Consider the following 636-nt stretch of genomic DNA (forward strand, 5'->3'; position numbering starts at 1 on the left):
GGTCGGCACCGATACCGACATCGTCCCGCTCTACGGCATGCTGGACGGCAAGGCGCAGGACGCGGCGATCAAGCCGGCAACATCGGGCCGCCGCAAGGTGGTGCTGGCCACCTCGATAGCCGAAACCTCGATCACCATCGACGGCGTGCGCGTCGTCATCGATTCCGGCCTGTCGCGGCTGCCGCGCTATGAGCCGGCCAGTGGCTTGACCCGACTGGAGACCGTGCGTGTCAGCAAGGCTTCCGCCGACCAGCGCGCCGGCCGTGCCGGGCGCACGCAGCCAGGCGTCGCCATCCGGCTGTGGCGGGCCGAGCAAACGGCTGCACTTCCTGCTTTCACGCCGCCGGAAATCCTTGAGGCCGATCTGTCCGGACTGCTGCTCGATTGTGCTGCCTTCGGCGTTGCCGATCCGTCAGCGCTTGCTTTTCTCGATCCGCCGCCTGTTCCGGCCCTCAATGAGGCAAGGGGGCTACTGCGCGCGCTGGATGCCATCGACCACACGGGGCGCCTGACGGAGGCGGGTGCAGCGATGCGCAAGCTCGCTCTGCCGGTGCGGTTGGCGCATATGGTTGCCGAGGCATCCCGGAGCGGCCATGCCTTCGAGGCGGCAATGTTCGCCGTGCTCCTCACCGAACG

At 68.1% G+C, this 636-nt stretch carries 1 protein-coding gene; it reads left to right on the forward strand.

The annotated features are described in order from the left end of the window. Positions 1 to 636 (forward strand): helicase-related protein (locus tag EN991_RS38760; protein ID WP_164769789.1); only part of this gene is annotated, 636 nt, incomplete at both ends.

Origin of the sequence: Mesorhizobium sp. M7A.F.Ca.US.005.03.2.1 (genome assembly GCF_003997795.1) — a bacterium.
Taxonomy (GTDB): domain Bacteria; phylum Pseudomonadota; class Alphaproteobacteria; order Rhizobiales; family Rhizobiaceae; genus Mesorhizobium; species Mesorhizobium ciceri.